This is a genomic window from Burkholderiales bacterium (assembly GCA_036262035.1).
Taxonomy (GTDB): Bacteria; Pseudomonadota; Gammaproteobacteria; order Burkholderiales; family SG8-41; genus JAQGMV01.
The window spans coordinates 1-25980 of record DATAJS010000024.1 but is presented as its reverse complement, the minus strand read 5'-3'; the positions used below and the strand labels follow the sequence as shown (position 1 = coordinate 25980).

At 67.9% G+C, this 25980-nt stretch carries 27 protein-coding genes; 19 read left to right on the top strand and 8 right to left on the bottom strand.

Annotated elements, in window-relative coordinates; genetic code table 11:
* Positions 1-137 (top strand): IS630 family transposase (locus tag VHP37_25270; protein HEX2829681.1); only part of this gene is annotated, 137 nt, incomplete at its 5' end.
* Here the strand turns inward: VHP37_25270 and VHP37_25265 are convergent.
* Positions 134-586, bottom strand: coding sequence for a hypothetical protein (locus VHP37_25265; GenBank protein ID HEX2829680.1), 453 nt, complete (start codon positions 584-586; stop codon positions 134-136). The two genes, VHP37_25270 and VHP37_25265, sit on opposite strands and share 4 nt — an antisense overlap.
* On the opposite strand from VHP37_25265, the gene VHP37_25260 reads away from it, so the two are divergent.
* From VHP37_25260 to VHP37_25205, 12 genes are all read left to right on the top strand, one after another.
* The gene (locus VHP37_25260; protein ID HEX2829679.1) at positions 585-1556 is read left to right on the top strand and encodes a tripartite tricarboxylate transporter substrate binding protein; all 972 of its coding nucleotides are present in this window, start codon (positions 585-587) and stop codon (positions 1554-1556) included. The genes VHP37_25265 and VHP37_25260 overlap by 2 nt on opposite strands.
* Complete coding sequence (locus tag VHP37_25255; GenBank protein ID HEX2829678.1) at positions 1553-2338, top strand: PhzF family phenazine biosynthesis protein; 786 nt, start codon at positions 1553-1555, stop codon at positions 2336-2338. The genes VHP37_25260 and VHP37_25255 overlap by 4 nt, the downstream gene beginning before the upstream one ends.
* Positions 2339-2436: 98 nt before the next feature.
* Positions 2437-3882 (top strand): ATP-binding protein, encoded by a 1446-nt coding sequence (locus tag VHP37_25250; GenBank protein HEX2829677.1) that lies wholly within the window; start codon positions 2437-2439, stop codon positions 3880-3882.
* Positions 3883-3886: 4 nt separating this feature from the next.
* On the top strand, positions 3887-4510 hold the full coding sequence (locus VHP37_25245) for a response regulator (protein ID HEX2829676.1): 624 nt from the start codon (positions 3887-3889) through the stop codon (positions 4508-4510).
* A 348-nt stretch (positions 4511-4858) separates the two neighbouring features.
* Positions 4859-5350 (top strand): heme-binding protein, encoded by a 492-nt coding sequence (locus VHP37_25240; protein ID HEX2829675.1) that lies wholly within the window; start codon positions 4859-4861, stop codon positions 5348-5350.
* 8 nt (positions 5351-5358) lie between these two features.
* Positions 5359-6039, top strand: a complete 681-nt coding sequence (locus VHP37_25235; protein HEX2829674.1) for an ankyrin repeat domain-containing protein — start codon at positions 5359-5361, stop codon at positions 6037-6039.
* A 71-nt stretch (positions 6040-6110) separates the two neighbouring features.
* Positions 6111-6896: an alpha/beta hydrolase gene (locus tag VHP37_25230; GenBank protein ID HEX2829673.1), complete on the top strand. Its 786-nt coding sequence runs from the start codon at positions 6111-6113 to the stop codon at positions 6894-6896.
* Between the two features lie 71 nt (positions 6897-6967).
* Positions 6968-7762, top strand: coding sequence for an alpha/beta hydrolase (locus tag VHP37_25225; protein HEX2829672.1), 795 nt, complete (start codon positions 6968-6970; stop codon positions 7760-7762).
* The gene (locus VHP37_25220; protein ID HEX2829671.1) at positions 7759-8760 is read left to right on the top strand and encodes a D-2-hydroxyacid dehydrogenase; all 1002 of its coding nucleotides are present in this window, start codon (positions 7759-7761) and stop codon (positions 8758-8760) included. The genes VHP37_25225 and VHP37_25220 overlap by 4 nt, the downstream gene beginning before the upstream one ends.
* 188 nt (positions 8761-8948) lie before the next feature.
* Positions 8949-9665 carry a substrate-binding domain-containing protein gene (locus VHP37_25215; GenBank protein HEX2829670.1) on the top strand — a complete coding sequence of 239 codons (717 nt, stop codon included), beginning with the start codon at positions 8949-8951 and terminating at the stop codon, positions 9663-9665.
* Positions 9666-9809: 144 nt separating this feature from the next.
* Complete coding sequence (locus VHP37_25210; GenBank protein ID HEX2829669.1) at positions 9810-12083, top strand: response regulator; 2274 nt, start codon at positions 9810-9812, stop codon at positions 12081-12083.
* A gap of 179 nt (positions 12084-12262) precedes the next feature.
* The gene (locus VHP37_25205) at positions 12263-13465 is read left to right on the top strand and encodes a serine hydrolase domain-containing protein (protein HEX2829668.1); all 1203 of its coding nucleotides are present in this window, start codon (positions 12263-12265) and stop codon (positions 13463-13465) included.
* A 58-nt stretch (positions 13466-13523) separates the two neighbouring features.
* On the opposite strand, the gene VHP37_25200 is transcribed toward VHP37_25205, so the two are convergent.
* From VHP37_25200 to VHP37_25175, 6 genes are read right to left on the bottom strand one after another with little or no spacing between them, the layout of a single operon-like run.
* Positions 13524-14315 carry a type II secretion system protein gene (locus VHP37_25200; GenBank protein ID HEX2829667.1) on the bottom strand — a complete coding sequence of 264 codons (792 nt, stop codon included), beginning with the start codon at positions 14313-14315 and terminating at the stop codon, positions 13524-13526.
* Positions 14312-15973, bottom strand: a complete 1662-nt coding sequence (locus tag VHP37_25195) for a hypothetical protein (protein HEX2829666.1) — start codon at positions 15971-15973, stop codon at positions 14312-14314. The genes VHP37_25200 and VHP37_25195 overlap by 4 nt, the downstream gene beginning before the upstream one ends.
* Before the next feature lie 2 nt (positions 15974-15975).
* Positions 15976-16275 (bottom strand): N-acetyltransferase, encoded by a 300-nt coding sequence (locus VHP37_25190; GenBank protein ID HEX2829665.1) that lies wholly within the window; start codon positions 16273-16275, stop codon positions 15976-15978.
* 15 nt (positions 16276-16290) lie between these two features.
* Positions 16291-16650 carry a hypothetical protein gene (locus VHP37_25185; GenBank protein HEX2829664.1) on the bottom strand — a complete coding sequence of 120 codons (360 nt, stop codon included), beginning with the start codon at positions 16648-16650 and terminating at the stop codon, positions 16291-16293.
* An 18-nt stretch (positions 16651-16668) separates the two neighbouring features.
* The gene (locus tag VHP37_25180) at positions 16669-17634 is read right to left on the bottom strand and encodes a DUF808 domain-containing protein (GenBank protein HEX2829663.1); all 966 of its coding nucleotides are present in this window, start codon (positions 17632-17634) and stop codon (positions 16669-16671) included.
* A gap of 1 nt (position 17635) precedes the next feature.
* On the bottom strand, positions 17636-18877 hold the full coding sequence (locus VHP37_25175) for a VanZ family protein (GenBank protein ID HEX2829662.1): 1242 nt from the start codon (positions 18875-18877) through the stop codon (positions 17636-17638).
* 68 nt (positions 18878-18945) lie between these two features.
* Between VHP37_25175 and VHP37_25170 the strand changes: the two genes are divergently transcribed.
* From VHP37_25170 to VHP37_25145, 6 genes are all read left to right on the top strand, one after another.
* Entirely contained in the window at positions 18946-19758 is an 813-nt protein-coding gene (locus VHP37_25170) for a class I SAM-dependent methyltransferase (protein HEX2829661.1), read from the top strand.
* A 145-nt stretch (positions 19759-19903) separates the two neighbouring features.
* Positions 19904-21094 (top strand): CaiB/BaiF CoA-transferase family protein, encoded by a 1191-nt coding sequence (locus VHP37_25165; protein HEX2829660.1) that lies wholly within the window; start codon positions 19904-19906, stop codon positions 21092-21094.
* A 188-nt stretch (positions 21095-21282) separates the two neighbouring features.
* Positions 21283-22107 (top strand): enoyl-CoA hydratase, encoded by an 825-nt coding sequence (locus tag VHP37_25160; GenBank protein HEX2829659.1) that lies wholly within the window; start codon positions 21283-21285, stop codon positions 22105-22107.
* Positions 22108-22169: 62 nt separating this feature from the next.
* The gene (locus VHP37_25155; GenBank protein ID HEX2829658.1) at positions 22170-23132 is read left to right on the top strand and encodes a tripartite tricarboxylate transporter substrate binding protein; all 963 of its coding nucleotides are present in this window, start codon (positions 22170-22172) and stop codon (positions 23130-23132) included.
* Positions 23133-23205: 73 nt separating this feature from the next.
* Positions 23206-24147 (top strand): tripartite tricarboxylate transporter substrate binding protein, encoded by a 942-nt coding sequence (locus tag VHP37_25150; GenBank protein HEX2829657.1) that lies wholly within the window; start codon positions 23206-23208, stop codon positions 24145-24147.
* A gap of 143 nt (positions 24148-24290) precedes the next feature.
* Entirely contained in the window at positions 24291-25499 is a 1209-nt protein-coding gene (locus VHP37_25145) for an amidohydrolase family protein (GenBank protein ID HEX2829656.1), read from the top strand.
* Between the two features lie 70 nt (positions 25500-25569).
* Here the strand turns inward: VHP37_25145 and VHP37_25140 are convergent, their stop codons facing one another.
* Positions 25570-25845 (bottom strand): DUF2277 domain-containing protein, encoded by a 276-nt coding sequence (locus VHP37_25140; GenBank protein HEX2829655.1) that lies wholly within the window; start codon positions 25843-25845, stop codon positions 25570-25572.
* Between the last annotated feature and the right edge of the window lie 135 nt (positions 25846-25980).

Here is a 25980-nt window from a genome sequence, read left to right as displayed (position 1 = left end):
ACCTGATCGCGAAGATTGATTGCTTCGTGCAGCAATACAACAAACACTGCAAGCCATTCATATGGACCGCCACCGCCGACTCGATCATCCAGAAACTGGAACGGCTTTGCAGGCGAATTAACGGGACGGCACACTAGAAGTCCCGATATTTCTCCGTCGCCAGCAGCCGCTCGATCTCCGCCCGCAGCTCGCGCACGTCGTCCTCCGACAGCGGCTCGAGGTCGCCCATCTCGCGCATGAACGCTTCGCGGGTCGGCGGAAGCTGGAGGAAAGTCCCCCACGGCTGAAGCGTGGCGTCGCGGGCGCGTCCATAGAGATGCACGTGCAGCTCGTGGCGCCAGTTGCCGTTGTCCTGGTAGTTGACGCGCCCGAGGTCGATGCCGCGGCGGCCGAGCACGGTCTTCAACGCTTCGCCCGCGACCATCGTGAGCTTGACCAGCTCGATCGCCTGCTCCCGTGTCAGGCGCGTCCTGTCCTCGACCGGCGCCTTCGGGTTTATGATCACGTGCCCGCCGTCGCGGCGCGACACGTGCGGCCGCTCGGGCGCCGTGATATTGAAGTGATTCGATTCGAAAATGAGAGCCATGAACAGGAAGTATCGAATGATCGCCGGCGCGGCGCTCTGCGCCGGCGTGTTGAACGTGAATGCCGCCGAGAGCTATCCCTCGCGCCCCGTGCGCATGATCATACCCGCCGGGGCGGGCGGCATCACCGACATCCTCGGGCGCGTGATCGCCTCCAAGCTCACCGATAGCATGGGGCAGCAGGTGCTGATCGACAACCGGCCGGGAGCGAGCGGCATCGTGGGCTCGCAGATCGTCGCCAAGGCCACGCCCGACGGTTACACGCTGATGATGGTGTTCCCGTCGCACCCGGTGAATCCCGCGCTGTATCCGAACGACATCCCGTACGATACGGCGACAGCGTTCCAGCCGATCAGCATGGTGAGTGCGGTGGCGCCGGTGCTCATCGTGTCCAGCCAGTCTCCGGCGAAGTCGGTCAAGGACCTCATCGCGCTGGCGAAGGCGAAGCCGGGTCAGCTCAATCACGGGTCGGTCGGCAGCGGCAGCATGGGCAGCCTCGCGGCGGAGCTTCTGCGCACGCTCGCAGGCATCCAGTTCCAGCAGGTCGCCTACAAGGGCTCGCCGCAGGCGCTGACCGCGCTGGTCTCGGGCGAGATCGATTTCTATCTCATCGGCTCGGCCGGCACGGTCGTGCCGCAGGTGAAGGCGGGCCGGGTGCGCGCGCTCGGCGTCGGCGGCAGGCAGCGCATCCCGGTGCTGCCCGACGTGCCGTCGATCTCCGAGGCCGTGCCCGGTTACGAAGCGCGCGGCTGGAACGGCATCCTCGGCCCGGCCGGCATGCCCAAGGCCATCGTCGACCGCCTGCACGCCGAGATCGTCAAAGTGGTGAAATCGCCGGAGTTCGAGAAGGTGGTCACCCATGAAGGCGCGACGGCGGTCGGCAACACGCCCGCCGAATTCGATAAGATCATTCGCGCAGACATCGCCAAGTGGGCGAAGATCGTCAAAGAGAACCACATCCGCGCGCAGTGAAGCTGCCCCTTTATCAGCTGGACGCGTTCACCAGCCGCCGCTTCGGCGGCAATCCCGCCGCGGTCGTGCCGCTCGATGCGTGGCTGCCGGACGAGACGCTGCGGGCGATCGCGGCCGAGAACAACCTCGCCGAGACCGCTTACGTCATCGCGCGAGACGACGTGTCGCCGCTGCGCTGGTTCACGCCGAGCGTGGAGGTCGACCTCTGCGGCCATGCGACGCTCGCGACCGCCGCGGCGCTCTTTCGCTACATCTATCCGGAGAAGGACAGGCTCGCGTTCAGCACGAGGAGCGGCGAGCTCGTCGTGACGCGCGAGGGCGACTGGCTCTCGCTCGATTTTCCGTCGCGCCCGGGCACGCCGGTGGAAGTCACCGACGAGCTCGCGGCCGCGCTCGGCGCGCGCCCGCGCGAAGCGCTGCTCTCGCGCGATCTGCTGGCGGTCTTCGGGACCGAAGCCGAAGTGCGCGCGCTGCGGCCGGATTTCTCACGTGTCGCCGCCATGGACGTGCACGCGCTGATCGCATCGGGGCCGGGCGACGACGTCGATTTCGTGTCGCGCTTCTTCGCGCCGAAGCAGGGCATAGCCGAAGACCCGGTCACCGGCTCGTCGCATTGCACCCTCGCGCCGTACTGGGCGGCGCGCCTGGGGAGGAACAAACTCATCGCGAAGCAGGTGTCACAACGCGGCGGCGACCTTCGTTGCGAGCTCAGGGGCGAGCGCGTCGTCATCGCGGGGCAGGTCGTCGAATACCTGCGGGGGGAGATCGAAGTTGAGCGATAAGAGCAGGGATTATCGCTGGCCGGTATGGCGCGCATGGACGCCTCCGCGCGCATGATCATGGACCTCTCTTCCAACAAGGCGCCGCTGCGATAAGCGCGATGGGTTTCGTGCGGCGCAACGGCCGCTGGTTGCTCGCCTGGATCGCGATCGCGCTGGCCGGCGGTGCGTGGCTGGTGAACGCGCGGGTCGAACGATTGCGCGAGGACTTCGAGACCGATGCGCGCATCGTCCATCGCCTCCTGAGCCAGCGCGCCGTCCAGCACGACGCGGTGCTCGGCATGCTCGCGCTGCTCCAGCCGACCGCCGACGCCTCGCGGCCCGAGCAGCGGCTGCCGTCGGTCTACCCGCAGATTCTGAGCATCGAGCGGCGCGACACCGGCGAGTCGTGGACCGATCCCGACAGGGCGGGCGCCGACGCCGCTTCGCGTGCGGCCCGCAGGCCGGCGCTCGCCCGGGTCGATTTCAGCGAAGGGCGCTATTGCCTGGTGCTCGGCGCGCATCCGGCGAGCTATGCGGTGCAGTTCGACGTGCGCGCCATGGTGCCGTGGAACCAATGGCCGATGGTCGCGGACGCGAGCCCGGTGCGCGTGAGCCTCGATCATGCGGACAAACGCTTCGTGCTCCAGCAGGGGCGCGACGGGGGGTTCCGGCGGTTCGCGTTCCGCAAGCGGCTCGCGGCGGACAGCCAGCCGTTCGACGTCGTCGCCGAGCGCGGCGTCTACGCTTCTGAGCTGCCGTGGCTCGCGATGCTCGCGTGGGCGGCGGCGGTCGCGGGCGCGCTTGCGGCGCTGCGCGCGATCCGCCTCCAGCGCATCGCGCGCGAGCGCGCCGAGGCGCTGCTGCGGCTCGATCGCGTCGGGCGCTTGAACGCGCTGGGCGAGCTCGCCGGCGGCCTCGCGCACGAGCTCAACCAGCCGCTCACCGCGTTGCTCGCCAACACGCGCGCCGCGTCGCGCCTGCTCGACGACGATCCGCCCGATCTCGCGACCGCGCGCGACGCGATGACCAAGGCCGCCGAGCAGGCGAAGCGCGCATCCGACGTCGTCGCGCGGGTGCGCGGCGCGCTCGACAAGCCCGAGCGCGGCGCCGCGCTCGCCCGCACGGAGCTCGAGTCCGCGGTGCGGCGGGTGCTCTATCTGCTCGAGCCGGAGATCGAGGCGCGCGGCGTCACGCCGAATGTCGAGGCATCGGCGCCTGGGATCGCGGTTCACGCCGATCCGGTCGCGCTCGAGCAGATCGTGCACAACCTGCTCACCAACGCGTTGCACGCGCTCGAACAGGTGCCGCCGTCAGAGCGCGCGCTCGACGTGCGCATCTCGACGGCGGAGGGGCAGGGCGTGCTGACGGTGCGAGACAGCGGGCCGGGCATCGCCGGCTCGGCGCTCGGGCGCATCTTCGAGCCGTTCTTCACCACGCGCGAAAGCGGGCTCGGTCTCGGCTTGTCGCTCTCCGAATCGCTCGCGCTCGCGATGAACGGCCGGTTGAGCGCCGCCAATCGCGAGCCGCGCGGCGCCGAGCTTGCGCTCGCGCTGCCGCTCGCGTGACGCCATGAGCGCTTCGACTTCGCCGCTCATCCACCTCATCGACGACGACGAGGCGGTGCGCTCGGCGCTGGCGCTGCTCATCGGCACGGTGGGCCTGCGCGTGCAGGCGTGGGCAGACCCGCAGGCGTTCCTGCGCGACTTCGACCGGCAGAGCATCGGCGCGATCGTGCTGGACGTGCGCATGCCGGGAATCAGCGGGCTCGCGGTGCTGGAGACGCTGGTCGCCGAAGGCGTCGATCACCCGATCATCATGCTCACCGGCAACGGCACGGTAGAGACGTGCCGGCGCGCGTTCAAGTCCGGCGCCGCGGAATTCCTGGAGAAACCCGTCGACGACGAAGCGCTGCTCGACGCGCTGCAGAAAGCGGTGCGCGATCACGTGCGCTCGCGCGAGCGCAACGCCGCCGACCGCGACGCGCGCGAGCGCTACGCCCAGCTCTCCGAGCGCGAGCGCGAGGTGCTGGGGCTGATCGTCGCGGGGCTGACCAACAAGGAGATCGGGCGGGCGCTGAACGTCTCGCCGCGGACGGTCGAGACCCATCGCGCCAACCTCTTCGCGAAGCTGGAGGCCGAGTCGCTGGCCCAGGTCATTCGCCGCTACGCGGCGCTGGTGGAAGGGCGTGTTTGAACGCAGAGACGCGCAGAGGCGCGCAGAGGAAAGTCAAAGGCAATCGACCGCAAAGGACGCAAAGGACGCAAAGGAAGACAAAGCGGTCATCATTCCCGACGCGCGGCAGCGCGATCGGGAATCCATTTTCGAGGTCTCAACGTCAAATTGGATTCCCGCCTATGCGGGAATGACGAATGTCTCGCCTTTTGATTTCCTTGGCGTCCGTGGCGTCCTTGGCGGTTCAAAATAGCTTTTACGTAGTTGTACGGATACGGCGGCGTAGGCGTACGAATGTGAGGGACAGGCGAGCTTTCCTAAAGTGACAACCGTTGACGCACCGCTCAACGACACTCACGGAGAACCCGAATGCGCCGCATCGCCAAGCTCGTCCCCGCCGTCCTTTTCGCCGCTGCATCAGTCGCTCACGCGCAGGGCGTGCGCACCGAGCGCAACCTCTCGCTCGATCTCGCCAACCAGATCGCCGCCGGCAGCGTGGCCGCGTGCCAGGCGAACGGCTACGCGGTGAGCGCGACCGTGGTCGACCGTGCCGGCATCGTGCGCGCGGTGCAGCGTGCGGACAATGCCGGTCCCCACACGCTGGCGGCGAGCGAGCGCAAGGCTTATACCGCGGCTTCCGCGAGGAACACCACGCAGGCGATGATGGAGGCCTCGCAGAAGAACCACGCCGCAGCTAACCTTGGCGATATTCCCGGGTTCCTGCTGCTCGGCGGCGGCGTGCCGATCCGCGTCGGCAACGACGTGATCGGCGCGGTCGGCGTCGGCGGCGCCCCGGGCGGACACCTCGACGAGCAGTGCGCCGTCGCCGCCATCGACAAAGCGAAGGAGCTGCTCAAGTGAGGGCGTTCATCCGGACATCTCTCGTGGCCTGCGGCTTCGCGCTCGCGACGGTGCTGCCCGCCGCGGCGCAGGTCGCACCGAGCGCCGCCGAGGCGGCGGCGTACAGCGGGCTGCACGCGGCGGCGTGGAAAGGCGACGCCGCGAAGATCGAGAAGCTCGCCGCCGCGTCCAACGTGAATGCGCGCGACGCGCACGGACGCACGCCGCTGCACGTCGCGACGTTCGCGAAGCAGCACGCCGCCATCCGCGCGCTGGTGAAAGCGGGTGCGGATCTGTCGTTGCTCGAGAACGATCGCTACGACGCGGTCACCATCGCGTCGGTCGCGAACGACGAGGAGACGCTGCGCCTGCTGCTTTCGCTCGGCGCGAGCGCGAAGCTCGTCACCAGCCGTTACGACGGCACCGCGCTGATTGCGGCCGCACACCTCGGTCACGCCGGCGTGGTACAGCAGCTCATCAAGGCCGGCGCGCCGCTCGACCACGTCAACAACCTGCATTGGACCGCGCTCATCGAGTCGATCGTCCTGGGCGACGGCGGGCCGCGTCACGTGCAGACGCTGAAGGCGCTGGTCGACGCCGGCGCGAGCACCCAGCTCGCCGATCGCGCGGGCAACACGCCGCTCAGGCTGGCGAAGTCGCGCGGTTACCGCGAAATGGCGCAGATACTGGAAGCGAAAGGCGCGCGGTAGAATCCCCGTAGCGCAGGCGCCCCGCCTGCAGCGTGGCAGGCGAGGGCGCCTGCGCTACGTACGGAGCCGCCATGCCTCATCTCGAGTTACAAGGTTGTAACCTCAACTACACGATCGACGATCATACCGATCCGTGGACGAAACCGGACACCGTACTCTTCGTCCACGGCTTCACCGAGAACACCGAAGCGTGGCGCCAGTGGGTGCCGCATTTCTCGCGGCGCTACCGCGTGCTGCGCATCGATCAGCGCGGCTTCGGCAAATCCGGGGCGCTGCCCAAAGAGTACGAGCTCACGACCGGGCGCTACGTCGACGATCTCGCCGAGGTGATCAGGCAGCTCGTCGGCGGCAAGGCGCACGTCGTCGCGGGCAAGAGCGGCGGCATCAGCGTGATGACGCTCGCCGCCGATCATCCCGAGCTCGTGAAGACCGCCACCGCGATCTGCTCGCCCGTAACAAAGCCCGCGGCGCAGGGCTGGATCGAGGAGATGGAGCGCGACGGCATGCGCAGCTGGGCGAAGCGCACGCAGCGCAGCCGCATGGGCAGCAAGATGTCCGAAGCCGGAATCGACTGGTGGTCCGACATGATGGGCGAGACCGCGGTCTCCACCGCGCACTCTTACCTGCGCTGGGTGGGCGCGATCGACATCCGCGAGGACATCAAGCGCATCCGCGTGCCGACGCTCGTCATCGGCACCGACACCAGGCACCGCGGCCGCGAAGTGTTCGAAGGCTGGCAGAAGACCATTCCCGGGTCCGAGCTCGTGATGTTGCCCGTAGACGGGTATCACGCCGCGGCGACCGATCCGGACATGACGGCTGCCGCAGTTCGTTCCTTCATCGACAAACATTCGTAGGGTGCGTCAGGCGCGCTGCGCCGTAACGCACCGAAAGGCGCGGTGCGCTCGCGCGCACCCTGCGGAAAACCATGCCCTACCTCCAACTGAACCCCGACACCCAGCTCCATTACCAGCTCGACGACTGGACCGACCCCTGGACGCGCGCGGACAGCGTGGTGCTGATCCACGGCTTCACCGAATCCACCGAAGCGTGGCGGCCGTGGGTGCCCAATCTCGGCCGGCGCTATCGGGTCATCCGCTACGACCAGCACGGTTTCGGCCGTTCGAGCCCGGTCACGCGCAGCACCGTGTTCACCACCGAAGGCTTCGTCGAAGCCGCGGCACGCATCATCACGACGCTCGCCGGGGGTCCGGCGCACGTCGTCGGCGCGAAGAGCGGGGGGCTCGTCGCGATCGAGCTCGCGCGGCTGCGTCCCGAGCTGGTGAAGACGCTCACGCTCGCATCGGTCCCGCTCGATCCGCCGCAGCCCGACAAGTGGATGGCGCACATGGAAGCGCACGGCGTGAAGAGCTGGGCGCGCGACACCATGCCGCCGCGGCTGGGCAGCCGCATGCCGAGAGAAGGCGTCGAATGGTGGGTGAACCTCATGGGCAGCACCGCCATCGAGACCGCGCGCACCTACATGGGCTGGGTCAGCAACCTCGACGTCGGCAGCACGCTCCGAGAAGTGAAGCAGCCGACGCTCGTGCTGACCACCACGTCGCCGCGCCGCGCGTACAGCCGCTCGGACATCGACGTCTATCGCGAAAAGCTGCCGCACGCCGAGATCGTCTCGCTGCCGGGCGACGGCTATCACGTCGGCGCGAGCGACCCCGACGAATGCGCGAAGCTCACCCTGGATTTCCTCGAAAGGCATCAATGACCACCGCACTTGTTTCGAAGCCGTTCATCGCCGCGTTCGGCGATGCGCTGAAAGCCGAAGCCGCCAGGTCCGGCACCACCGTCGAATTCATGACCCTGCCCGAAGAGAAAGGGGCGCGTATCGCCAAAGCCGATTACGACCGCATCGACTGCGCTTTCCTCGATCGCGACATGCGCTTCGAAGAGCAGCTCATGGACGCGTTCAACGACGCGCTCGTGGCTTCGAAGACTTGCAACTGGCTCCACGTCGCGAGCTCGGGCATGAATCCGACGCCGTTCGCCGAAGCGGTCCTCGCCCGCGGCGGCACGATCACCACCTCGACGGGCTCCAACGCCGAGCCGGTCGCGCAGACCGGATTCACCGGCCTGCTCCTGCTCGCTCGAGGTTTCACCACGTATATCGCCGGCCAGCAGAAGAAGGAATGGAAACCGCTGCGCGGCGCGCAGCTCCCGGACGACCTGCGCGGCCAGACGCTGGTGTTGATCGGCGTGGGCGCGATAGGGAAGACGCTCGCCGGTTATGCGAAAGCTTTCGGGCTGAAGGTGATCGGCGTGCGGCGCAGCCCGATGCAGGCCGGCGATCCGGTCGACGAGATGGTGCACCCGTCGAAGCTCAAGGAGGTGCTGCCGCGTGCGGACTGGCTCGTCATCGCATGCCCGCTCACCAGCGAGACGCGCAACCTCGTCGACGCCGAAGCGTTCAGAACGATCAAGAAAGGCGCCGGGCTCGTCAACATCGGGCGCGGCGAAGTGATGGACGAGCAGGCGTTCGTCGAGGCGATCCGGAGCGGGCACCTGCGCGGCGCGCACCTCGACGCGCACCAGCAGGAGCCGCTGCCGAAAGATTCGCCGATGTGGAGCTTGCCGAACGTGATCGTGACGCCGCACAACGCCTCCGCCTCCAACGGCAACGAGCCACGCTCCGCGCGGATATTCATCGACAACTTCGGCCGCCGCGCACGGGGTGAGCCGCTGGTCAATATCGGGGCGTTCGAGTAAGGCGTGATCGAACGCAGAGGCGCGCGGAGGCGCGCAGAGGAAAGGCAGGATAATCGTCATTCCCGACCCGCGGCAGCGGAAGGGATCGCGAATCCATTTTTGAAACTTCAACGTCAAGATGGATTCCCGCCTTCGCGGGAATGACGGACGGTTTCTCCTCTGCGTCCTCTGCGGTAAATAAAAGTCTGATGTCGACCACCTCAGTATTCATTCGGATAGTCACTTCCAACGCCACGAACGCGCTGCTTTCGGCGCTCGCGGCGCGGTTCGAAGCGCGGACGGGTTTGAGAGTCGCGATCGAGCACGACTCGGCGAAGACCCTGCTTGCGCGCATCGAAGCCGGTGAGCGCGCGGACGTGGCGGTGCTCAATGCGCCGCACGTCGAACGGCTCGTCGGGCTCGGCATCCTCGAGGCCGCGCGCCCTTTTGCGCGCTCGCTGATCGGCGTCGCGGTGCGCAAAGGCGAGCCTCATCCGGACGTGAGCACGGTCGACGCGTTGCGTGCGGCGCTGCTGGGCGCCCGCGCGATCGCGCATACCGTCCATGGCGCGAGCGGCATGTACGTGCCCGAGCTGCTGCGGCGGCTGGGGATCGCGGACGCGATGAAGGCGCGCATCGTCACGCGTCCCGGCGGCCTGATCGCGAAGGTCGTGGAGGCCGGTGAGGCCGACATCGCGATCCAGCAGATCTCCGAGCTGCTGGCGGTCCCGGGCGTCGAGGTCGTGGCGCCGCTGCCCGACGCGGTGCAGAAGACGCTCGAGTCCGCGGCGGCGATCTTCACCGGAACACCACGGCGGGCGGCGGCCGAGGGGTGGTTGCGATTCTTCCAATCCCCTGAAGCAGCGGGCTTATTTCAGGAGAAAGGGCTGGAAGCAGCCGGCTGCTCGAACGGCGCGGTGCGTTAGCACGCACGCTACGGGAGCGGCGGGGCGTGTCAACGCACTCCGCGCGTTCAAGCTTTTGCGGTGCGGCACCGTAAATACGGCTATTCACCAGACCGCCGGTCCCGGTGGGGTCCGCATGGACTCCGCCTCCCGGCGAGCCGCACGATGCAGCACGAGAAAGCCGCCGAACCGGGAGCGTATCGTCCCGGCAGCCCCCCGTTCGTCGATGTCCAGGCGGGCGAGGGCTCGCCATGGCTGCGCGCGTTCTTCGGCCCGCATGCGGCCGACCCGCGACAGCGGGTGCGCATCGTCCGCCTGCTGATCGCCTCCGGAAGCTCGCTGCTCGTCGTCGCGCTCTTCGGTCTGGGGTATCTCCTCGGCTTCATTCCCGAAGCGGCGTTCCTGACCGGTTCCGCGATGGTGCTCGGCTCGGTCGCGCTCTTCTACGTCGTCTTCAGGAGCGGCGCGAACCTGCGCTTCTCCGACCCCAGCCTCACTTTCGCGCAGATCGCGGTCTCGGTGCTCGTGACGAGCTGGATGCTCTATCACAGCGGGCAGGCGCGCACGATCTACACCCTGATCTACATGGTGTCGTTCTTCTTCGCGCTGTTCCAGTTCACGACCGGACGCCTGCTGCTGCTCGCCGGCGCGATCACGGTGTGCTACTCCACGGTGGTCGGGCTGCTCTGGATGCGCGAGCCGGCGTCGATCAACGTCAACCTGGAAATGCTGCGCTTCGCGATCCTCGCCGCGTCGCTGCTGTGGTTCGCGCTGATGGGCGGTTACATCCAGAAGCTGCGCGGGCGCCTGCGCAAGGCGCGCGACTCGGCGAACGCGGCGAGCCGTGCCAAGAGCGAGTTCCTGGCGAACATGAGCCACGAGATCCGCACGCCGATGAACGGCATGCTCGGCATGACCGAGCTGCTGCTCGACACCGCGCTCACCGACACCCAGCGCCGCTACACGCACAACGTGAGGAGCTCGTGCGAAGCGCTGCTGACGATCATCAACGACATCCTCGATTTCTCCAAGATCGAGGCCGGCAAGCTCGAGCTCGACGCCATCGATTTTCCGGTGCGCGAGATCACCGAAGAGGTCGCGGAGCTCCTCGCGTCCCGCGCGCATTCCAAGTGCCTCGAGGTGCTGCTGCGCATCGACGACGACGTGCCCTCGGTCGTGCACGGGGATCCCGGGCGCCTGCGGCAGGTGCTGATCAACCTGATCGGCAACGCGGTGAAGTTCACCGAGCACGGAGACGTCGAGGTCCGGGTGCGGCGCTCGCCCGATAGTGCGCAGTCGGAAGAAGGCCGCTGCGCGCTCGAGTTCAGCGTTCGCGACACCGGCATCGGCCTGAGCGAGGACGCGAAGAAGCGGCTCTTCAGCGCGTTCAGCCAGGCCGACGGCTCGACGACGCGCCGCTACGGCGGCACCGGCCTGGGGCTGGTCATTTCGCAGCAGCTCGTGAGGCTGATGGGCGGTGAGATCGACGTGCAGAGCGCGCCGGACCAGGGCTCGACCTTCCGCTTCGACGTCGTCGTCGGCCTGCCCGCCGCGGCGCCGCCGATGCCGCGCGCGCGCGACGAGCTCTACGGCCTGCGCGTGCTCATCGTCGACGACAAGCCCGCGAGCTGTGCGATCCTCGAGCGCCATCTGAGCGTCGCGGGGATCCTGAGCGCGTCCGCCGATTGCGGGGAGCGCGCGTTGCCGATACTGGAGTCCGCCGCGGGCCGCGGCGCACCGTATCACGTCGTGCTCGTCGACCAGAAGATGCCCGGCATGAGCGGCGAAGCGCTCGTCGCGGCGATCGGGGACGGTGCGGCGTACGGACATCCGAGACTCGTCATGATGACCTCGCTCGGTGCGGGCGAAGCGGCGCCGCACTCGACCGGCGGACCGGGCATCGCCGCGGTCATCAGCAAGCCGGTGCGCCGCACGGAACTCTACGGGTGCATCGCCGCCGCGCTCGGCGCGGGAGCGCAGAGCGTGGAGCTTCGGCAGTCCGCGCCGCAGGCCGCACCGGCGATCGCCGCACGCGTGCTCGTGGTCGAAGACAACCGGATCAACCAGCAGATCTGCCTCGCGATGCTGCGCGCATTCGGCTGCGAGGCCGACATCGCGAACAACGGCCTCGAAGGGCGCGATGCCGCGATCGGGGGCGAGTACGACGTCGTGTTGATGGATTGCCAGATGCCCGAGATGGACGGCTTCGCCGCGAGCGCCGCGATCCGCGAGCACGAGGCGCGGCTCAACGCCGCGCGTGCCGCCGGCACGCCACAGCGCCGCGTCGCCATCGTCGCGCTCACCGCCAACGCGATGGAAGGCGATCGCGACCGCTGCATCGATGCGGGCATGGACGACTATCTCTCCAAGCCTTTCAAGAAAGACCAGCTTTTCGCCGTGCTCCAGCGCTGGGCGGGCAAGGAGCGGCTGGCTGCGTAGTACGTCATTCCCGAACCGCGGTAGCGGGGCTGTCGGGAATCCATTTTCGAGAAAGGTCGAAGTCAAAATGGATTCCCGCCTTTTGCGGGAATGACGAAGGGGGCGTCATCCCCGACGCCGCGATAGCGGGAGACGATCGGGAATCCATTTTTGAGCGCCGAGGTGCTACGCTCCACGGCATGACGACCTCGCCCGAGCTCCACGATCCCGAAGCCCTGGGCTTCATCCCCGACCGTCTGAAACGCATCGACACCGCGCTCCAGCGCGAAGTCGCCGAAGGCACGCTGCCCGGCGCGGTGCTCGCGATCTCGCGCCAAGGCAAGCTCGCGTACTGCGCGGCGTTCGGCCACCTCGATCCTCGAGCAGGCACGCCGATGCGCACCGATGCGATCTTCAGCATCGCGTCGATGACCAAGCCGATGACAGCGGTCGCCGCGCTCCTGCTGTACGAAGAGGGGCGGCTCATGGTCAACGAGCCCGTCGGCAAGTACCTGCCGCGGCTCGCGCGCATGCGTGTCGGCATCCCGGGCTGCGACGGCACGCCGGAGCAGACCGTCGATCTCGCGCGCGACATGACGATCCAGGATCTCATGCGCCACACCGCGGGGGTCTCCTACGGCCGCGGCTCGACGCCGCTGCACGCGATCTGGCCGGTCGGCTCGGCGTGGGCGGCGACGCGGTGGACGGGCGCCGAATTCATCTCGAAGCTCGCCGAGCTTCCGCTGCACTACCAGCCCGGATCGAAGTGGGAATACAGCCTCGGTCTCGACGTGCTCGGCCTGTGCGTCGAAGCGGTCGCGGGCATGCCGCTGCGCGAGTTCCTCGCCCGGCGCGTATTCGAGCCGCTCGGCATGCGCGACACCGGCTTCGTCGTGCCCGAGAGCGAGCTCGCGCGCTACGCGAAGCCGTTTGCGAACGACCCGCTCACGCGCGAGCCGCAGACGCTGCGCGACGGCACCAGGCTGCACAAGTTCGATTGCGGCGGCGGCTGCGCGGTGTCGACCGCGCTCGATTATCTGAAGTTCGCCGAGATGCTCGGCAACGGCGGCGAGCGCGAAGGCGTCCGCATCCTCGGCCGCAAGACCGTCGACTACATGAGCGCCGATCACATCGGCCCGGAGATCGACACCTCGCTGCTGCGCGCGTATCCCAACATCGACGGCTACGGCTTCGGCCTCGGCGTCGCGGTGCGCCGCGGCGGCGGCGTGTCGGGTGTGGCGAGCACGCCGGGTGAATTCCACTGGGCCGGCTCGACCGGCACCTACTTCTGGGTCGATCCTTCGGAAGAGCTCGCCGTAAGCTTCATGGCGCACGCACCCGGCTCGATCCGCTATTACCACCGGCAGGTGGTACATGCGCTGGTGGCGCAGGCTTTGGTGTAGCGCAGGCGCCCTCGCCTGCAGATGGACCGCGGAGCTAAAGCAGGCGAGGGCGCCTGCGCTACGGGAGCTGCCCCGCCGCCACCATCCGGTTCACCAGGGTGTTGATGCCGAGCCAGCTCACCACGTCGTCGAAGGGATTGGTGGCGTCGTCCGAGCGCGTCCGGCTCACGAAGAGCGCGTCGTTGCTCGTCGCGTTCTGCGCTTCGTCGGTGCCGGTGCCGCCCGTGGTGGTCGCGTTCGGGCCGGGCGACCACAGGACGGCGACCGCACTGGCGGTCAGCGTGGGCGCGGCGTTACAGCTCACGCCGGCGGTGACTCCGACGCCGCTGCCGCACACCTGCAGCAAAACCGGCGGTGACGCGGCGACCGCGGTCTGGATGGCGGCGAGCGTGGCGGTGCGCAAGCCGTTCGTCCTGGTGTAAGGCCGCGTCGTCGGGCCTGTGCCGAGCGACGTGCTGAGCACCGCATAGCGTATACGGTTGTTCCACGCGTCGATCACGTAGCCGTTGCGGTCCACCGGCGTGATCCCCAGGGTCTGCCCCGGCACGAATCCCCAGAACGCCGCGCATTCGCCGGTCGCGGCGGAACCGCCCGCCGCGAACACCTCCACGCCGGTACCGCCGGCAGCGGTCGCGGGGCAGGGCAGGCGGCCGTTGATCGCCGCGAAGCCGAGCAGCGCCTCTTTCAGGTCGGCGATCGTCGACTCGGTCGTGAGCACGTTGCGCTGCTCGATCTGAGTGACGAGCGGCACCAGCATGCCCGCGGCGACGATCGCCATCACCGCGAGCGAGATCGCGAGCTCGACGAGGTTCATGCCGCGCTGGGAACGCAATGCGGGGGCGCGTTTCATGGCGCGGAGCAATTGTTGAGGGACACGTGCAGCGGCGGGCATTCGGCGGCGGTGCGGTTGTTGCGGCACGGAACGACGGCCATTTGCGTCGCGGCGCTCCGGCAGGAGGTCGAGCATATCTGGAGTACCGAGATCAACCGGGTGCACTGGTCGTTCACCTTGTCGGGGTCGTGCGGATCCATGCAGGGCGTCGCGTTGAACAGCGCCGGTCCCGCGGCGGGACACACGATGTCCGCCGGCAGGTCCGACTCGCGCGGCAACACGAAGATGCGGTTGCGGTCGTACTCCTGCGAGGTCGGTCGGGTGAGCGTGTCGCAGTTGGTGCCGATGCCGAACGACGAGCTGTAGTCCGACGGATTGGTCGCGTTCTCGGTGTCCTGGCCCGCGCAGCTGCTCTTGCGGTTCATCGCGTCGTCGAAATAGAGGTTGAAATCGTTCATCAGCGCCTTGCCCGCGGTGGTGGCGGCGACACTGGGCAGGTAAGGACGGCACGGCAACTTCCCCGGGGTCCCGACCGGGTCACAACCGGCGCCGGGCGGAATTCGCGCGTTGCGCGGCGTGCCGGGCGTGAGAATCGCCGCGGCCGCGGTACCCGGCGTGAAATTCTGGATAGTCACGTACGTGTTGGCGGTACACGTGAGGCAACCGCCCAGCTTCTGGTTGGCTTCGCCGCGGCCGACGATGTAGAAGACGTGGTTGTGCCAATCGTTGTCGTCGAGCCACGGCGGGAACCGCGGAATGTTTCCCGTGCCCCATTCCTCGGGTTCCAGCGAGCCGCTCGCCGGCGTCCGATTGTAGGAAGCCAGGCTCGCGAGCCGCCCGCGATTCACGCCGAAATCGCCGATGCCGCCGGAATACTCCCACGAGTCCGCCCACGGATAGCAGAAGCATTTCGAGTTGAGCTTGTACGCGAGCAGCAGCGCCTTGAGCTCGTTGCCCAGCCGCATCTCGAGCATGGGCACGACCTCGGACGTGCGTATGTAGACGAGGCGGTCGTTGAAGCTGCCGGTGGTCGCCGCCGCGATGAACGGACCCGCGGCATTCGAGTTGTTCGGCGTGCCCGCCGGGTCTTCGAGATAGTTGCTCGCGGTATTGTTCGGCCGGGTCTGTCCCGATAGCGCACCGCCGGGCGACAGGATCACCGCCATCGCGACGGCAGCCGTCGATCCGTCCGCGGCGAGCACCGTGAGGTCGCCCGGCGTCGCGCTGTTGATCGCGCCGGAATTCCTCGTCCAGGCGGCGGACACCGCATACCAGAGCGTTTCGCCGGCCCGGTCCACGGGTCTCGGTATGCCCAGCGTCCTCCACGGGACGCGGCCGATGAGCGCGGCGCAGGTGGATCCCGACACGTTCTCGATGCCGTCGTCGTTGGTGTCCGGGCACGGAAACTCACCGAGCCGCCGCGATGCCGCGAACTCGTTGTTGCACGCCGTGGCGTTCGCGGGATTCGAGCACTGAAAGACGCCCTGGCGCACGGCATGGCCGATGAGCGCGGTCCGGGTCTCCGCGAAGACGTCCGCCTCGCGCTCGGTCGCTCCGAGCGTCTGGGGCGGCGCGCGGTAATAGGTGAGCGCGACGGTGACGACGCCGAGGAGGAGAGTCAGGACGGCGGCGTAGATCGCGAAGCCTCGGTTCGATCTACGCCGCGGAGCGCTCATCGCTAGAGGGTGACGAACACGTCCGACCATTCCGGGTGCGCGCGGCGATGGTCGTCGACGTACGGGCAGAGCGCGTAGATCTTGACGCGGTCGGTGCGCGCGTCCTCGACCATGCGCGCGATCAGCGCGCCGGTCACGCCGTGCTCGCGCAGCGAATCCGAGGTCTCGGTGCGCTCCGCGATGAGCAGGTCGGGACGCTCGCGCTTGTAATTGAGCCGCGCGATGCCGTGCACGCCGTGGAGCGTGCCCACATAGCTGCCCCGGGTCGGGTAATCCTGCCGCTGGATCCTGATCGACTCCATCGCGGTGCCGGACGCTCAGCGCTGCGGGTTGTTGGGATTGTTCTTCTTCGGCTTCTTGTGGAACTTGCGCTGGCCCTTGCGGCCGCCGCCGCCGGGACCGCCGCCCCCGCCCTCGGCCTTGCGCTGGCCCTGTCCCTGCTGCTGCGGATTACTGCCGCGGGCGCCATACGACGACAAAGCGCCCGGATCGCGATTGCCGCGATCGTGGTCGCGGTTACCGTGACCGTGGCCTTGCCCGGTGTCGCGGTTGCCCGCCGCAAACATGATCTCGAGCTCGTTGAGCTCGTCCCATTCCTCTTCGGTGCGCTGCCGCTCCGGGATCGCTTGAAGTTGCTGGAGACGCGCGCGGGGCGAATTCGATTGCGGTTTGTTCATGCACCCCATTATCCCACGTCACGAAGCCGCCACACGATCCCTGCCGCGCAGGATCGTGCGCCGCATCGCAGCAGAAGCGCCGACGAGCACGGCGCCGGCGAGGATCCCGGCGAATGCCGAAAGGACCGCGCGTGTGAGATTTTCCACAGCGCCCGCGCCGATCGGCAGGTAAGGCGCGTGTTCCGAGATGTCGTGAATCAGCGATTCCGCCGCGGGAATGCCGTGCACGAGGATGCCGCCGCCGACGACGAACATCGCCGCGGTGCCGACCACCGACAGGGTCTTCATTAAATGCGGGGCCATCGCGAGGATGGCGCGGCCGAGCGCGCAGCGCACGGCGAACAGCGCGGAGCCCGCGGGCGCCGCCATGAGGCGCATGCCGGCGTCGTCGAGCTTCAGGATGCCGGCGACGAGGCCGTAGACGCCGATCGTCATGATGATCGCGATGCCGCTGACGACGACCACCTGCGTCGAGTACTCGGCCTCCGCGACCGCGCCGAGCGTGATCGCGATGATCTCGGCGGACAGCACGAAGTCGGTGCGTATCGCGCCCTTGATCTTCTGTCTTTCGAACGCGCAGACGTCGATCGCCGGGTCGGCGAGCGTCTGCGCGAGCTCGGCGTGATGCGCCGCGTCCTCCGCGCGCGAATGGAGCAGGCGGTGCGCGATCTTCTCGAAGCCTTCGTAGCAGAGAAAAGCGCCGCCGAGCATGAGGAGCGGCTTCACTGCCCACAGCGCGAACGCGGCGAGCAGCAGCGCGACCGGCACCAGGATCAATTTATTCCTGAACGAGCCCTTGGCGACCGCCCATACCACCGGCAGCTCGCGCTCCGGCTTGACCCCGGTCACCTGCTGCGCGTTGAGGGCGAGGTCGTCGCCGAGCACGCCGGCGGTCTTCTTCGCGGCGACTTTGGTCATCACGGCGACGTCGTCGAGGATCGTCGCGATGTCGTCGATCAGGGCGAGCAGGCTGGATGCGGCCAAATCAGCGGTTCCCGTTGCGCGTCGAGAGCAGGCGCACGACGTGCGCGCGCTGCAAATAGTACAGCCAGCCGCCGTAGAGCGATGCGGCCGCCATCAGGGCTGCGCGAGCAATCGACGCGCCGTGCCCGGTACGAAAGCCCCACGCCGCCTCCACCAGCCCGACCAGCGCCAGCGTCCAGCCGGCGAGCCGCGGCAGCGCATCGCGGTAGCGCAGCATCGTCCGGCCGCGCAGCTCGGCCAGCATGTACCCCGCCAGGGTCGAGGCCGCGACGATTTCCAGCAGCCGCAGGATCTCGCGCTGGTGCGACATGGCCGGGCTGAAACCGAGGTGCAGGGTCCAGGCGTCGGTACCGAGGCGCAGCGGCAACAGCACGATCAGCGCGAGATAGGCGGCGTAGAGGGGAGAGGCGCGGGTCAGCAGCGCGACCTCGAAACGCCGATTGCCTTCCGCGCGCTGCGCTGCGCTGCCGTACCACCAGCACACGCCGGCGGCGGCCGCGGCCCCTGCCGCGACCACGATCGGCCGGTTCGCGAGCGCGGGAAAAGCACCCGCCACAAACCACACGGCCGCGTAACCGGCGGTGCGAAGCGGCGGCGCGCCCTGCGTCGGCGCGAAGTAGTGGCGCTGCATGCCGCCCAGCAGCACCGCGCCGAACGCGGCGAGCAGCGGCGCGAGCACGAGCCGTGCGCCGTCGCCGATCGCGGAGAGCGAATCGATCCAGAGCAGCGGCACGAGGAGGTAGATGAGCCCCATCAGCGGCAGCTGAAGCGCGAGCCAGCCGACCAGATGACCGCCCGACGCCGCCGCTCGAGCGACCCGTCCGGCGGCCAACGCGCCGAGCCACGCGCCCAGCGCATTGGTCGCGACGTCGAGCGGCGAAGGCGAGCGCGCGGGCTCGAAGAACTGCACCGCTTCGATGCCCAGGCTCACGAGCGCGCCGATCGCGAGCGCGTGCCACGCGGAGCGCAGCCGCGGCCGCGCGATGCGATAGAAGAAGCCCAGCGGCAGGAACAGCAGCACGTTCGCGACGACTTCGATCGGCTCGCCGGTATAGAGGATGCGCGAAGCGGACGGCGCCTCGAATCGGAACGGCATGAGCGTGATGATGAGCGTCACGCCGAGCATGTAACCGAACAGCGCGAAGCCCAGCCGAGCGCCGGTATCTTCGGACGCGCCGGGCACGCGGTCAGGGGAGGGATTCTGCACGCGAGGGATGTTGCCGGAAACGCGCGACGCCGTCATGCTTGTGCGCTTTAGATCGCGCGGGATCGCGATGCGCTCGACTTCATGATGCTCCAGGCGTTGTCACGATGAGCGACGATTATTTCATCGGCGTCCATGCGCGCGAGCTCGAGCGGCTGCGCGACCAGCACGCCGCGTGGCAGCCGGAGACGCATGCGCTGTGGGCGCGTGCGGGTTTCGCCAACGCGCGGCACATCGCCGACCTGGGCAGCGGTCCCGGCTTCACCACGTTCGATCTCGCACGGCTGGTCGGCAGCGAAGGCGCCGTGACCGCGATCGACAAGGCTGCGCCTTTTCTGCGATACGTCGAAGAAGAAGCGCAGCGCCGGGGCGTGGCCAACGTGCGCACGCGCGCAGCGGACGTGGTGGACGACGCGCTCGGCAAGGCGCGCTTCGACGGTGCGTTCTGCCGGTTCTTTCTCGCGTTCGTCATCGACGAGCTCGACGCGGTGCTCGCCAACATTCGCGACAGCCTCGAGCCGGGCGGCGTCTTCGCGATGATGGAATACCTCACGCTGGATGCCGCGACGTGCTCGCCGCCGGTGCGAGGTTTCGATGCGCATACGCGCGGCTGGATCGCCTACTACCGCGCGAACGGCGGCGACACCACGGTCGGCTCGGTCCTGCCCGCGAAGCTCGCGTCGGCGGGCTTCGAGGTCGTCGCGACCGACTGCGTCGGCGGCATGGCGCGCTCGGGCACGCGCTGGTGGCACTGGTGGGGCCGGCTCATGAGCGACTTCGGCGACACGCTCGCCGAAGGCGGTTTCATGAGCGCCGACGAAGTGCGCGAGCTGCACGAGGATTGGGCGCGCGCCACCGCCGATCCCCTCGCTTTCATCCACACGCCGGTCCTGGTCCAGATTGTGGCCCGCCGGCGCTGAAAATCCAGATGGATTCCCGCCGTCGCGGGAATGACGGCGCTCGATTCCCGTCTTGCGCGGGAATGACGGGCCTACCCTGAGTTATCATCGAGGCAAACACCGCCTCCAGGCGGGCCTGTCACGCGTCACTTTCCCGGGATAACCCATGAACGCGAAATCCGAAGCGCACCTTCCGCTGTCCGGCATTGTCGTCCTCGACCTCACGCTCGCACGCGCGGGTCCGACCTGCGTGCGCCACCTTGCGGACTGGGGCGCGGACGTGATCCGCGTCGAGCCGCCCGTCGCCGAGTCCGAAGACGTCACCGGCCGCCGCGACGGCTTCGACTTCCAGAACCTGCATCGCAACAAGCGCACGATGCACATCAATCTGAAGACCGACGAAGGGCGCGCGGCTTTCATGAAGCTCGCGCAGAAAGCCGACGTCGTCGTCGAGAACATGCGCTCGGAAGTGAAGCACCGGCTCGGCGTCTCGTACGAGGACGTGAAGAAGCACAACCCGAAGATCGTGTACGGCAGCATCAGCGGTTTCGGCCAGAGCGGCCCGTACGGCAAGCGCGCGGGCGTCGACCAGATCGTGCAGGGCATGGGCGGCCTCATGTCGATCACCGGTCTCCCGGGACAGGGGCCCGTCCGCGCCGGTGTTGCGCTCGACGACCTGACCGCCGGCAACCTGCTCGCGCTCGCGATCATGATGGCGCTGTTCGACCGCACGCGCACCGGCGAAGGCCGCTGGGTGCACACGAGCCTGCTCGAAGCGCAGGTCTTCCTGCTCGACTTCCAGGCTTCGCGCTGGCTCATGGACAAGGAAGTCGCCGCGCAGGCCGGCAACGATCATCCGACCGGCACGCCGACCGGTGTCTTCCCGGCGAGCGACGGCTACTTCAACATCGCGGCCGCGTCGGAGCGCGTGTGGCAGCGCATGTGCGACGCGATGGGCAAACCCGAATGGAAGGAAGTCCCCGAGTGGTCGACGCGCACCAAGCGCACCCAGGACCGCGCGCGCCTCAACGCCGCCATCTCCGAAGTCACGAAGACGAAGACCAAGGCCTACTGGGACAAGGCTTTCGAAGAGGCGGGCGTGCCGTGCGGCCCGATCAACAACATCGACGAAGTCTTCGCGGACCCGCAGGTCAAGCACCTCGGGCTCGCCGCGCCGGTGAAGCATCCGAAGAAGGGCGATATCGAGCTCGTCAACTCGCCGATCAACATGGAAGGCCTGCCGAAGAAGATTCGCACCGCCACACCCGAGGCCGGCGAGCACACCGTCGAGATCCTGCAAAGCATCGGATACGGTGCGGACGACATCGAGAAGCTGAAAGCGGCGGGAGCGATCTGACCAGTACGTCATTCCCGACCCGCGACAGCGGAAGTGATCGGGAATCCATGCGACGCGACGGGTGTCGCGTCGTCCCGGGCCTGTCCGCGGCAGCGGGCGCGATCCGGGATCCATTGTCTAACGGCTTCAACGTCAGGATGGATTCCCGCCTTCGCGGGAATGACGAAGCCCAACAGGAGCACGAACGAATGACCACCGCAACCCTGGCCACCAACGAAACCGCTTCCGCCGACGGCAAGATCCTCTCGCGCAAAGTCGGCTCGGTCGGGCACCTGATCTTCAACCACCCCGAGAAGCGCAACGCGTTCTCGCTCGAGATGTCGGTCGCCGCGGCCGACGTGATCGAGGATTTCCTCAAGGACGACGCGATCCGTGTCATCGTGCTCTCGGGCGCGGGCGACAAGGCGTTCGTCTCCGGCGGCGACATCTCGAAGTTCGAGAAAGCGCGCGCGACCAAGGAAGACGTCGCGAACTACACCCAGACCGGCGAGCGCTTCCGCACGCTGCTCAAGGGCAGCGCCAAGCCGACGATCGCGATGATCCGCGGCTACTGCCTCGGCGGCGGCATGGCGATCGCGCTCAACTGCGATCTGCGCATCTGCACCGAGGAATCGAGCTTCGGCATCCCCGCCGCGAAGCTCGGCATCGGCTACGCCGCAGACCGCCTCGGGCAGCTCGTCGACCTCGTCGGTCCGTCCGCCGCAAAAGACCTGCTCTTCACCGGCCGCCGCTGCAACGCGCAGGAAGCGCTGCGCCTCGGGATCGTCAACTACGTGCTGCCCGCGAGCGATCTGGAAGAGTTCGTCGATTCGTACGCGCGCACGCTGTCCGGCAACGCACCGCTGTCGATGCTCGCGTCCAAGCGCGTCATCGACGAGTACGTGAAAGACGAGTCGAAGCGCGACACGGCGCTCACCGCCAAGGTCGTCGCCGACTGCTTCGCGAGCCAGGACTACATCGAGGGCCGGCGCGCGTTCATGGAGAAGCGCAAGCCCAATTTCACCGGCAAGTGACTTGGCGCCGTCGGCGCCAAGTCGTCCCCGCGAAAGCGGGGATCCATTTTGACCTTTGAAAAATGAAGCTCAGCCTCGCACTCGCAGCCGCCGCACTCGCGTGCAGCGGCGCGCTGTACGCGCAAAGCTATCCCACCAAACCCGTGCGCATGGTCGTCCCGTTCCCCGCGGGCGGCGCGACCGACATCGTCGGACGTCTCATCGCTCAGAAGCTCTCCGAGAGCTGGGGGCACCAGGTCGTCGTCGACAACCGCGGCGGCGCCGGCGGCACGATCGGCTCCGATTACGCCGCCAAGCAGCCGCCCGACGGCTACACGCTGCTCATCGGGACGAGCAGCACGCACGCCGTCGCCCCGAGCCTTTATTCGAAGCTGCCTTACGATCCGGCGCGTGACTTCGCGCCGGTGACGCTGATCGCGAACGCCACGATCCTGCTCGCGGTGCACCCCTCGCTGCCTGCGAAGAACGTGCGCGAGCTGATCGCGATCGCGAAGAAGCAGCCGAATGCGCTGTCGTTCGCTTCGTCGGGCAACGGCGGCATCTCGCATCTGGTCGGCGAGCAGTTCAAGTCGCTCGCGGGCATACAGATGCTGCACGTGCCGTACAAGGGCGATTCGCCGGCGCTGGTCGACCTCGTCGCGGGGCAGGTGCATCTCATGTTCGGCACCGCGGTGTCGTTCCTGCCGTATGTGCAGAACGGCAGGCTGCACGCGCTCGCGGTGACGAACCCGAAGCGCTCGCCGATCGTGCCGAACGTGCCGACCGTCGCGGAATCCGGACTGCCCGGTTTCGAAGCGCTGCAGTGGTTCGGCGTATTCGCGCCCGCGGGCGCTGCGCGCGATCTCGTCAACAAGCTCAATGCGGACATCGTGCGTGCGCTCAAGCTGCCCGACGTGCGCGAGCGCATGACTGCGCTCGGCGCGGAAGTCGTCGGCAGTACGCCGGAGCAGTTCGCGGGCTTCGTGAAGGCGGATACGGCGAAGTGGGCGAAGGTGGTGAAAGCGTCCGGTGCGAAGATCGAGTAGAGCGATGCCGGGTTGCCGCGACATCGTTCCCTCCCCCTCAGGGGGAGGGCTAGGGTGGGGGTGGGTTTGTGCGATGGTCTGGTGTGCCGCGACGTTCTCAGCCACGGCCGCCGACAGCTATCCATCACGCCCGGTGCGGCTGATCGTCGGCTATCCGCCGGGCGGGAGCACCGATATCGCCGCGCGACTGGTCGGACAGAAGCTCGCGCCGATACTTGGACAGAGCGTCGTCATCGACAACCGCGCGGGCGCGTCCGGCATGATCGGCGCGGGCATCGTCGCACACGCCGAGCCCGACGGTCACACGCTCTCGTTCGCGGCGTCGCCGGAGGTCGCGATCTATCGCGCGCTGGTGAAAGCGCCGCCGTACGACTCGCTCAGGGATTTCCAGCCGGTGTCGCTCGTCGGGCGCGTACCGTTCATCCTCGTGGTCCATCCTTCGGTGGCGGCCAATTCGGTCAAGGATCTCGTCGCGCTCGCCAAGCGCGCGCCCGGCGCGCTCAACTTCGCGTCGTTCGGCAACGGCACGTCGAACCATCTCGTCGGCGAAGCGTTTCGCGCGGCGACCGGCACGAACATCGTCCACGTGCCGTACAAGGGCAGCGCGCCCGCGCTCGCGGATCTCCTCGGCGGGCAGGTGCAGATGACGTTCGATGCGATACCCGTGGTCGTGCCGCAGGTGAAAGCGGGCAAGCTCAAGGCGCTCGCCGTCGCCGCGCCGAAGCGCTCGCCGCTCGCTCCCGACGTGCCGACCATGGACGAAGCGGGGCTGCCGGGGTTCACCGGCGGCACGTGGTGGGGCGTGCTCGCGCCGGCGCGCACGCCTGCGCCGGTCGTGCAGCGCCTGTCGGGAGAGATCGCGAAGATCGTCCGGGCGCCCGACGTGGCGAAGGATTTCGCCGAGCGGGGTTTCGAGCCGGTGGGCAACACGCCGGCCGACTTCCGCGCGTTCATCGAGAGTGAATCGAAGCGCTGGCTGAAGGTCGCGCAAGGCGCTGGCATCAAACCCGAGTAGGCGTCGTCCTGGCGTACGCCAGGACCCATTTTGCTTTTTTAACGTCAAAATGGATCCCGGATCGCGTCGGCTAACGCGGACGCGTCCGGGATGACGGTTATTACCCGTTCACCCGTTCACTCATTCACCCGTTTACGCCTTTCATGAGACTTATCCTCAAGAACGCGACGCTCATCGACTGCGTCGAGCCGCACCCGGCGCCCAACGCCACCGTCGTCATCGAAGACGGCCGCATCTCCGAGATCCACAAGCAGGGCGAAGCGCGCGCCGGCGACGCGGAGGTGATCGATCTCGGCGGCGCGTACCTCATGCCCGGCCTGTGGGACATCCACATCCATCCCGATTACATCCCGCTCTCGGAGATGCCGCTGCCCGACCAGGTCGCGCTGTTCGGCCATCGGCTGATGAGCGCGCTGACCGAATCGGGCATCACCGGCTTCCGCTGCGCCGGCACGCACGACTGGATGGACGTCGCGTGGAAGCGCGCGTTCGATTCGGGCCAGTTCGTCGGGCCGCGGCTCTACGCGAGCGGGTATTTCCTGACCACGACCGGCGGCCACTTCCTCACCACCGGCCACGCGCTCGAATGCGACGGGCCGTACGGTTTCGTCAAGGCGATCCGCGACCAGATCAAGCACGGCGTCGACCACATCAAGCTCAACCTCTCCGGCGGCATCATGGGTCCCGACTGGGACCGCCACTGGCACTCGTTCTTCCTCCAGGAGGAGCTCGAAGCGGCGTTCGCGATCTGCCGCCAGCGCGAGTTCAAGGTGATGGCGCACGCGACCAATCCGCAGGCGGTGAAGAACGCGCTCAAGCTCGGCGCGCACTCGGTCGAGCACGGCTACATCATGGACGACGAGTGCATCGAGCTCTTCCTCAGGACCGGCGCGTGGTACGTGCCGACGCTCGCGATCAGCCATCTCACGCCCGAGCAGGTCGACAACGACTGGGAGCGCGCGTGGGTGAAACAGCGCAACATGCTCCACGCGCACTGCTGCCGCGCCGACGCGGCGTCGGACGAGCACGCGATGTGGTTCCGCAAGGCGCTGAACGCCGGCGTGAAGATGGCGCTGGGCTCGGACATCCGGCCGCTGAAGGACGCCGCGCTCCTCGAGATGGGCCTGTGGGTGAAGGACGGCGCCAGCCCGTGGCAGACGCTGCTCGCGTGCACGCGCAATGCGGCGGCGGTCTGCGGCGTCGAGGACAAGCTCGGGACGATCGAGGTCGGCAAGCTCGCCGACGTGATCGTCGTCGGCGGCAACCCGCTCGAGGACGTCAACAACGTGCGGAAGCTTCAGCTCGTGTTCAAGGAAGGCAAGATCGTGTCTGACAAACGTAGCGCGCGCTAGCGCGCGCTACGTTTGTCGGTGAACGCCAAGGAGGGAAACCGAGGTTTCCCTCCTTGAACCTCCTTTCCTTTTAGCGCGAAGCGCCGAATCTCGAGGCGGCGCGCGCTCGCGCTTTCTCCGCTTCGGCCTCGCGAGTGCGCGGCTCCGCCGTCGTGACCAGCGAACCGATCAGCGCGCGCGCGGCCGCGGCGACCTCTTCCACCGCGCGCTCGAAGGCCGCTTCGTTCGCCTTCGACGGCGCGGTGTAGCCGCTCAGCTTGCGCACGAACTGCAGCGACGCGTCGCGGATCTCCGCTTCGGTGGCGGGCGGCGCGAAGTTGAACAGGGTTCTGATGTTGCGGCACATGGTCGCTCCGGCGGAGGGCTGAAGCGCGAGTTTATCTCGCCGGACTGCGCTGACGATCGTCGTCCTGGCGTACGCCAAGACCCGTTTTCAACTTCGAAAAAAGTCGGGATGGATCCCGGACGCGCGCGCTATCGC

Bases quoted from the DNA above. Each gene is read 5' to 3' on its own strand.
- VHP37_25260 (HEX2829679.1), top strand. From the start codon at position 585: ATGAACAGGAAGTATCGAATGATCGCCGGCGCGGCGCTCTGCGCCGGC.
- VHP37_25265 (HEX2829680.1), bottom strand. From the start codon at position 586: ATGGCTCTCATTTTCGAATCGAATCACTTCAATATCACGGCGCCCGAG.
- VHP37_25250 (HEX2829677.1), top strand. From the start codon at position 2,437: ATGGGTTTCGTGCGGCGCAACGGCCGCTGGTTGCTCGCCTGGATCGCG.
- VHP37_25245 (HEX2829676.1), top strand. From the start codon at position 3,887: ATGAGCGCTTCGACTTCGCCGCTCATCCACCTCATCGACGACGACGAG.
- VHP37_25240 (HEX2829675.1), top strand. From the start codon at position 4,859: ATGCGCCGCATCGCCAAGCTCGTCCCCGCCGTCCTTTTCGCCGCTGCA.
- VHP37_25230 (HEX2829673.1), top strand. From the start codon at position 6,111: ATGCCTCATCTCGAGTTACAAGGTTGTAACCTCAACTACACGATCGAC.
- VHP37_25225 (HEX2829672.1), top strand. From the start codon at position 6,968: ATGCCCTACCTCCAACTGAACCCCGACACCCAGCTCCATTACCAGCTC.
- VHP37_25220 (HEX2829671.1), top strand. From the start codon at position 7,759: ATGACCACCGCACTTGTTTCGAAGCCGTTCATCGCCGCGTTCGGCGAT.
- VHP37_25215 (HEX2829670.1), top strand. From the start codon at position 8,949: ATGTCGACCACCTCAGTATTCATTCGGATAGTCACTTCCAACGCCACG.
- VHP37_25210 (HEX2829669.1), top strand. From the start codon at position 9,810: ATGCAGCACGAGAAAGCCGCCGAACCGGGAGCGTATCGTCCCGGCAGC.
- VHP37_25205 (HEX2829668.1), top strand. From the start codon at position 12,263: ATGACGACCTCGCCCGAGCTCCACGATCCCGAAGCCCTGGGCTTCATC.
- VHP37_25200 (HEX2829667.1), bottom strand. From the start codon at position 14,315: ATGAAACGCGCCCCCGCATTGCGTTCCCAGCGCGGCATGAACCTCGTC.
- VHP37_25195 (HEX2829666.1), bottom strand. From the start codon at position 15,973: ATGAGCGCTCCGCGGCGTAGATCGAACCGAGGCTTCGCGATCTACGCC.
- VHP37_25190 (HEX2829665.1), bottom strand. From the start codon at position 16,275: ATGGAGTCGATCAGGATCCAGCGGCAGGATTACCCGACCCGGGGCAGC.
- VHP37_25185 (HEX2829664.1), bottom strand. From the start codon at position 16,650: ATGAACAAACCGCAATCGAATTCGCCCCGCGCGCGTCTCCAGCAACTT.
- VHP37_25175 (HEX2829662.1), bottom strand. From the start codon at position 18,877: ATGACGGCGTCGCGCGTTTCCGGCAACATCCCTCGCGTGCAGAATCCC.
- VHP37_25170 (HEX2829661.1), top strand. From the start codon at position 18,946: ATGAGCGACGATTATTTCATCGGCGTCCATGCGCGCGAGCTCGAGCGG.
- VHP37_25165 (HEX2829660.1), top strand. From the start codon at position 19,904: ATGAACGCGAAATCCGAAGCGCACCTTCCGCTGTCCGGCATTGTCGTC.
- VHP37_25160 (HEX2829659.1), top strand. From the start codon at position 21,283: ATGACCACCGCAACCCTGGCCACCAACGAAACCGCTTCCGCCGACGGC.
- VHP37_25155 (HEX2829658.1), top strand. From the start codon at position 22,170: ATGAAGCTCAGCCTCGCACTCGCAGCCGCCGCACTCGCGTGCAGCGGC.
- VHP37_25150 (HEX2829657.1), top strand. From the start codon at position 23,206: ATGGTCTGGTGTGCCGCGACGTTCTCAGCCACGGCCGCCGACAGCTAT.
- VHP37_25145 (HEX2829656.1), top strand. From the start codon at position 24,291: ATGAGACTTATCCTCAAGAACGCGACGCTCATCGACTGCGTCGAGCCG.
- VHP37_25140 (HEX2829655.1), bottom strand. From the start codon at position 25,845: ATGTGCCGCAACATCAGAACCCTGTTCAACTTCGCGCCGCCCGCCACC.